Origin of the sequence: Streptomyces sp. MMG1121 (genome assembly GCF_001280015.1) — a bacterium.
Lineage (GTDB): Bacteria > Actinomycetota > Actinomycetes > Streptomycetales > Streptomycetaceae > Streptomyces.
On record NZ_LGDV01000113.1, the window covers coordinates 1 to 310 of the forward strand.

The window sequence follows — 310 nt, forward strand, 5'->3', positions numbered from 1 at the left end:
GGGACTCGCCGATCCGGTACCTGGGGAAGGTCTCCCGCTCCAGCAGCAGCACCCGGTGTCCTCGCAGGGCCACCGCCGTCGCGGCGGTCGAACCGGCGGGCCCCCCCCCCCCCCGGCGAGGTCGGGGGGCGACCTGCTTCGAGGGTTCCCGTCCTCCTGGCCCGGCACCCGCCTGCGGTGCCCTTGGCAGCCAGGCCCGGCGCGCCCCCGTTCGTTAACCCCCGCCTGCGGCCCCCCCAGCGGGAGCCCCGGCCCCGTCGGCGGGGCGCGGGTGACGGCCCTGCGTCGCACGCCGGTCCCTACAGCGATG

At 79.0% G+C, this 310-nt stretch carries 1 pseudogene; it reads right to left on the reverse strand.

The annotated features are described in order from the left end of the window. Positions 1-109, reverse strand: a pseudogene (locus tag ADK64_RS44875) (NAD(P)/FAD-dependent oxidoreductase); the annotation flags it as partial. Between the last annotated feature and the right edge of the window lie 201 nt (positions 110-310).